The 6,309-nt window shown below is 42.5% G+C and carries 6 protein-coding genes; 2 read left to right on the plus strand and 4 right to left on the minus strand.

Annotated elements, in window-relative coordinates; genetic code table 11:
• The first annotated feature begins 39 nt into the window (after positions 1-39).
• On the plus strand, positions 40-1,122 hold the full coding sequence (locus tag J6U00_RS06865; protein WP_296580452.1) for a hypothetical protein: 1,083 nt from the start codon (positions 40-42) through the stop codon (positions 1,120-1,122).
• A 14-nt stretch (positions 1,123-1,136) separates the two neighbouring features.
• On the opposite strand, the gene J6U00_RS06870 is transcribed toward J6U00_RS06865, so the two are convergent.
• The 4 genes from J6U00_RS06870 to J6U00_RS06885 form a co-directional block, all read right to left on the minus strand.
• Complete coding sequence (locus J6U00_RS06870; RefSeq protein ID WP_296580460.1) at positions 1,137-1,592, minus strand: nucleoside deaminase; 456 nt, start codon at positions 1,590-1,592, stop codon at positions 1,137-1,139.
• An 11-nt stretch (positions 1,593-1,603) separates the two neighbouring features.
• Positions 1,604-2,761, minus strand: a complete 1,158-nt coding sequence (locus tag J6U00_RS06875) for a CPBP family intramembrane glutamic endopeptidase (RefSeq protein ID WP_296580453.1) — start codon at positions 2,759-2,761, stop codon at positions 1,604-1,606.
• A gap of 118 nt (positions 2,762-2,879) precedes the next feature.
• Positions 2,880-3,230, minus strand: coding sequence for a metalloregulator ArsR/SmtB family transcription factor (locus J6U00_RS06880; protein WP_296580455.1), 351 nt, complete (start codon positions 3,228-3,230; stop codon positions 2,880-2,882).
• Positions 3,231-3,245: 15 nt separating this feature from the next.
• Positions 3,246-3,692 (minus strand): hypothetical protein, encoded by a 447-nt coding sequence (locus J6U00_RS06885; protein WP_296580457.1) that lies wholly within the window; start codon positions 3,690-3,692, stop codon positions 3,246-3,248.
• A 242-nt stretch (positions 3,693-3,934) separates the two neighbouring features.
• Between J6U00_RS06885 and J6U00_RS06890 the strand changes: the two genes are divergently transcribed.
• A partial coding sequence (locus tag J6U00_RS06890; protein ID WP_296580459.1) for a glycosyl hydrolase family 65 protein occupies positions 3,935-6,309 on the plus strand: 2,375 nt, incomplete at its 3' end.

Here is a 6,309-nt window from a genome sequence, read left to right on the forward strand (position 1 = left end):
TATCCCCCCTCAAATAATATGATTTAAAGGGTGATTTTTATGAAAAAAACAAGAGAATTATTGATTGCAGCTATTCTGATATTTTCAGCTGTAGTGTGTATATTTGCCTCAGGGACAATCGGAGTGTCCGTAAATGCTGCATTGCAACGCTGTCTGACAGCTGTAATACCTTCCCTTTTTGCAATGATCGCAGTTTCGTCACTGCTGATCCGCAGTGGTTCTATTACATATGCGGGCAGATTTTTTCATAAAGCAGGCAGATTCCTGTTTGGTATGGACGGAGACATTTTTCTTATATTCCTTTTTTCAAACATAGCAGGATATCCGGTTGGAGCACGTATGCTTCTGACGTATTATGAGGCCGGACGGATCACCAAACGCGAAACTGAACTTCTTGAAGGAGTTTGCTTCGGAGCTGGCCCTTCTTTTATTTACGGGTGCATCGCATTTCAGCTTTACCATTCACAAAATATAGGTTTACTGATCAGTATATCTTCTGCAGCGGCAAGTATTACTGCAGCGCTAATACTTTCTTTTTTTCTTCGGAAACAAAAACCAAACACCCCGGAACAGAGCACCATAACCTTTCATTCTGCTATGCTTCCCGAATGCATATCTTCAGCCGGACGTTCCATTGCTGAGATATGTGCTGCTATACTCGGATTTGCCGTATTGTCAGCCACCCTGGCATATACCGGAATACTTCCTGCCGCTGCTGATTTACTATCAAAGCTTAATGGAACGGACTATCTTGTTTCAGCCGGCATTATCTGTTCATTTCTGGACGTTACTGCCATTGGTTCACTCCCCGAAAATGATTTTACTCTTCTCCCAGTAATATCCGCATTGGTAACATTCGGCGGAGGCTGTGTATTTATGCAGCTTACCGCAATATTTCGTGGAAAGCTTTCATTGATTCCTGCTATAGTGATCCGCGTCGGAACCTCTATAATAAGCTATATCATCTGCAAGATACTGCTTCCGTTTTTTATCTCAGGAGAAATAGTTTCCGCATCCTTGACTCCGCATATTCACAGCAAACCATCCCCTGTACCATCGGTTATACTAGCAATAATGACTGCCATGATATTCGTGCAATACGAAAAGAGCCGGAAAGCATAACTTTCCGGCTCAAATCAATTATCTTTGTTTTTTCGTTTAACCCGAAGTTTCACAAAGAACTCCGAGAGAAGCTCAGCACACTCATCTTCCATAATTCCGCCGATCACTTCAGGCTTATAGTTATATGGATAATCAAACATTTTCTGTACTGATACGGCTGATCCGCTTTTCAGATCATATGCTCCAAAAAAGACGGTATCAATTCTGGAATTGATTATCGCTCCGCAACACATGGGACATGGTTCAAGCGTAACATATATCGCACAGTCTGGCAGCCGCCAGCCGCCAAGCTTCCTGCAGGCTTCATCTATGGCCATTATTTCCGCATGAGCTAAAGCATTCTTTGCGCCTTCGCGCATATTCCTGCCTTCACCGACGATCTCGCCAGTCGATTTCTTAACTACTACTGCACCAACCGGAACTTCACCTGCATCGAATGCATCACGGGCAAGTTCTAGCGCACGCTCCATATATCTGTCTGTCACTGTGTCAACCTCACTGTTGCATAAGCAAGACATATAAGCAATACCGCTGAATACGGGAATGTCTTTAGCGCAAAACCGAATCTACGCCATCTGGAATATTCGGAACTGTAAAGAGCAATTCCGCCTTTTTTCCTTCGAACGAATGCGATCCAGAAAACCACAAAACCGATTATACCGGCTGCCAGCGTTATCATCATAAAAATGTTTCTGGTTAGCGGCATTTTTTCTGTTCTGTCAGTCTCAAGAATCAATAAAGCAAGGTTGTACATCTTGTAAACAATGCTTACTGAAATAGCTGTAAACATTGTACCGCTGCTGACCATGCCATATCCAGCGACAAGAGAAATAAGAATCGTCACAGGCATAGCGCGGAAATCCTGAGTAAGAAGTCCTGCTGTCAGTGCTGTAAATATTATTGCAAACGGATCACCAAACTGCCTCAGCGCAGCAAACATCGCTCCTCGGAAGAATATCTCCGAAATAATTGACATTATCACGACGTCAAATATAGTATAAACGAGAAATTCCGTCTGATCCCAAACATAGAGATCCGCATCTATACTACGGAAATAATCATATATCTCCTTGGACTCACTGGAATAAGCGCTTGGAAGACTTGTAGCAGTACATATTATAAGCGTCAGTGATATCGCTCCGACTAATGCAAGGCTGTTGTTCATTTTTCCCATGAACTCAACCTTTCTCGGGAATTTGAACTTGATATGTGCATAAATAGCCGGTACAACTATCTTCAGAACTGATACAACTATCAATGCAGCAACTATCTCCATACTTCCTCCGTATATGGAAGAATTGAAGAAATTTGCATGAATATCAAAACCAAGAAGTGTGAAAAGTGATATTCCGAGTTTTCCGATTACATCCTCAGTAACAAGCCACATCAGAGCAGCAATACCGATGATGTATACTATATGCGTAAGTGACTCCTTTTCCGCCTCTTCAACGGAATGTGCTACAAATCCTTTACTCTCAACATATACTTTTTCATTTTTGTTTGCAACAAAATTGAAAGCACAGTGATTATCTTTGTTCCGGCGCCACTTTTTGAATTTTTCGTTATAGAATTCATTCTGCGTTGAGTAGTCGAATTCGTCGATAACATTTACTATACTTTTAGGTGTTTCATCACTCATTCGACCACCTCCTTGTTGATACAATTCACTAATTTAAATCTACTTTATATTATATCATAATAGTGGTTTAATAATGTTATTTTTTTATCCTTAGTATATGAACAAAATGTTAATTCGGTTATTCCATCACGTGATCAAGTGCACAGTAGAAGATACGCTGAACGTGCTCATCACAAAGCGAATAGAAAATAGTCTTTCCGTCACGTCGTGTCGTGACAAGTCTTGCCTGTTTAAGAACACGCAGCTGATGTGAAATAGCTGACTGTGTCATTCCGAGAAGCTTGGCGATATCGCATACACACATCTCGCTTTTGCACAGAGCTGAAATAATTCTGAGCCTTGTCGGATCTCCAAAAACCTTAAGGAGCTCTGCAGCATCATATAACGCTGATTCATCCGGCATAGTTCCTGATACTTTATCCGTAACACCATCGTGTATGTTCTTATTTACGCAAACGTGCTCTCCCATTTTCTTTCTCCCGTCTTAGAACATAGGTATTATCGACACTATCTGCATTGTCAGGAAGACTGCAAATGCACTGAAAACAAATCCGATAATACATGTAAGGATTGTCCATATATCATATACTTTTTTACTTCTCTTGCTATACAATACTTTATATGTGCGGTCGGTACGGTACATCTTGTCGTTGAGTATCATTTCACTTGGAAATATGCATGGGTATTCGGTACCATCAACTTCATAATACGCAACTTTAAAATTGCCTTTCGGCGCTTTGTCCACACGGGTGAACTTTGCTTCCCTTCTCTTTGTGAACAGCATTCTCACGCAGAAGTAAGCAAACATGAACATCATAAGCACAATTGTGAGCTCAATCAATGCAAGTCCGCCTAAAACAAGCATTTCATTGCTGACACCAAGTATTTTGCAGAATACAATAATTACTATCAATGCTATGACAAGTTCCATGAGCTCACCCCCGTCCGCTTGTTAATAACAACGACACGTTCTCAAGTATGTATTATTCTATCATATTTATGCAAAAAAGTCAACTTTCAGCCATTTTAACAATATATTATTTCCGTTTTTGGTCAAAAAAACTGATAATCCCCCTCTTGATTTTTCTTCATACAAATGGTATAATATTATATCATACTGTGCAGTCAACAGCACTATGTCTGCACAGAAAAACGAGTTAGGAGTTTAATTATATGAAGTACGGACATTTTGATCTTGAAAACAAGGAATATGTCATCACAAATCCCGCTACTCCCGCACCATGGGCAAACTATCTCGGTGATCCAGAATATGGCGCTATGATCTCAAATAACGCTGCAGGATACAGTTTTGTTAAGTCAGGCGCTAACGGACGTATATCACGTTTCCGTTTCAATTCCGACATGGCACTTCCGGGACGTTATATTTATATCCGTGACAATGAAGCAAACGATTACTGGTCAGCTTCATGGCAACCTGTTGGCAAGCCGCTTGACAAGTACAAGAGTGAATGCCGTCACGGTACTGCATATACAATAATCTCCGCAGAATACACAGATATTAAATCTGAGGTTACATATTATGTTCCATATGGCAAGACATTTGAAGTATGGCGTGCTAAGGTAACTAATGCTTCTGATAAAGAAAGAAAGCTTTCCGTTTACGGAATGGTTGAGTTTACAAACGAGCCTAACTATGAGCAGGATCAGGTTAATCTCCAGTATACGCTTTTCATCACTCGTACAAGCTTCGAGGATAACCGTATAATCCAGCATATGAATGAAAACACAGGATTTGACGAAACAGGTTCCAATCACAAGGAGCGTTTCTTCGGTATGGTAGGTCAGCCTGTAACAGGCTACAATGGTTCTCTCAGCAACTTCATCGGACCTTACAGAACATTCTCAAATCCTATAGCTGTTGAGTCTGGTAAGTGCGACGGCGTAATGAACTTCAACTCCAATTCATGCGGCGCTCTTCAGAGTGATATCACTCTTGCTCCCGGAGAAACCAAGGAATTTGTATTTATCATGGGTCAGCGCAACAGTGCCGAGGCAGCTGTTATACTTAACGAATACAAGGCTGCAGGTAAGGTAGACGCTGATATCAAACAGCTCAAGGACTACTGGCACGGTCAGCTTTCAAATTTCCAGGTTGAAACTCCTTCTGATGAGTTCAACAACATGATCAATGTATGGAATGCTTATCAGTGCTTCATTACTTTCATATGGTCAAGAGCAGCATCATTTGTTTACTGCGGTCTCCGTAACGGATACGGCTACCGTGATACCGTTCAGGATATCCAGGGCATCATTCACCTTGATCCAGAGCTTGCTGCAGAAAAGATCCGTTTCATGCTTTCTGCACAGGTCAGCAATGGTGGCGGTCTCCCACTTGTTAAGTTCACTCACAATGCAGGTCACGAAACCTGTCCTGATGAGAACGACGAACACAGTGTTTACGCAAAGGAAACAGGTCATCCTTCATATCGTGCTGACGATGCGCTCTGGCTCTTCCCGACTATTGTAAAGTACCTTGGTGAAAGCGGCAACAAGGCATTCCTCGATGAGGTTATCACTTATGCCGAAGAAGGCGGCGGTGAAGCTACAGTCTATGAACATCTCAAGAACGCTATAAGATTCTCACTTGAGCGTCTCGGCAGTCACGATATGCCCGCTGGTCTTCACGCTGACTGGAACGACTGTCTACGTCTTGGTGCACAGGGCGAATCCACATTCGTTGCTTTCCAGCTTTACTATGCAATGACAGTTATCAAGGATATGGCTGTATCTCGCGGTGACAATGAATATGTTGACTATATTACAGGCGTTCAGAAGAAGCTCGGCGATGCTCTTGAAAAGTGCTGGGACGAAGACAGATTCATCAGAGGTATCCGCGATAACGGCGTTATCGTTGGTGCAAAGAAGGATCCAGAAGCTAACATGTGGCTCAATCCGCAGAGCTGGTCTGTAATCTCTCGCTTTGCTTCAGAAGAACAGGCTGAAAAGGCAATGAACAGCGTTCATGATATTCTTAATACACCTTACGGAGCAAAGCTCCTTGAACCTCCATATAAGTATCATCACTTCAGCGGTGCTCTGATGCAGGTATTCAACCTTGATACCAAGGAAAACGGCGGTATCTTCTCACAGTCACAGGGCTGGCTCATCCTTGCTGAAGCACTTCTCGGCCACGGTGACCGTGCATTTGAGTACTTCCTCGAAAGCTCTCCTGCTGCAATGAATGATAAGGCTGAGATCCGTGTTATGGAACCATATGTACATGGTCAGTTCACTGAATCAAAGGCTTCTCCATATGAAGGACGTTCACATGTACACTGGCTTACCGGAACAGCTTCAACAGTTATGGTCGGTTGTGTTGAGGGCATCTGCGGCATGCGTCCTGACCTCGGCGGTCTTAAGATTGATCCTTCTATCCCTGCTTCATGGGACGGCTTCAAGATTTTCAAGAACTTCCGCGGTAAGAAGCTCAACATCACTGTTGACAACGCTGCACATGTTCAGTCTGGTGTTAAAGAGATCATCCTTAATGGTACAAAGCTTGATGGTAATTATATTCCTGCCGACAA

Origin of the sequence: Ruminococcus sp. (assembly GCF_017650195.1) — a bacterium.
GTDB lineage: Bacteria > Bacillota > Clostridia > Oscillospirales > Ruminococcaceae > Ruminococcus.

Bases quoted from the DNA above. Each gene is read 5' to 3' on its own strand.
- J6U00_RS06865 (WP_296580452.1), top strand. From the start codon at position 40: ATGAAAAAAACAAGAGAATTATTGATTGCAGCTATTCTGATATTTTCA.
- J6U00_RS06870 (WP_296580460.1), bottom strand. From the start codon at position 1,592: ATGGAGCGTGCGCTAGAACTTGCCCGTGATGCATTCGATGCAGGTGAA.
- J6U00_RS06875 (WP_296580453.1), bottom strand. From the start codon at position 2,761: ATGAGTGATGAAACACCTAAAAGTATAGTAAATGTTATCGACGAATTC.
- J6U00_RS06880 (WP_296580455.1), bottom strand. From the start codon at position 3,230: ATGGGAGAGCACGTTTGCGTAAATAAGAACATACACGATGGTGTTACG.
- J6U00_RS06885 (WP_296580457.1), bottom strand. From the start codon at position 3,692: ATGGAACTTGTCATAGCATTGATAGTAATTATTGTATTCTGCAAAATA.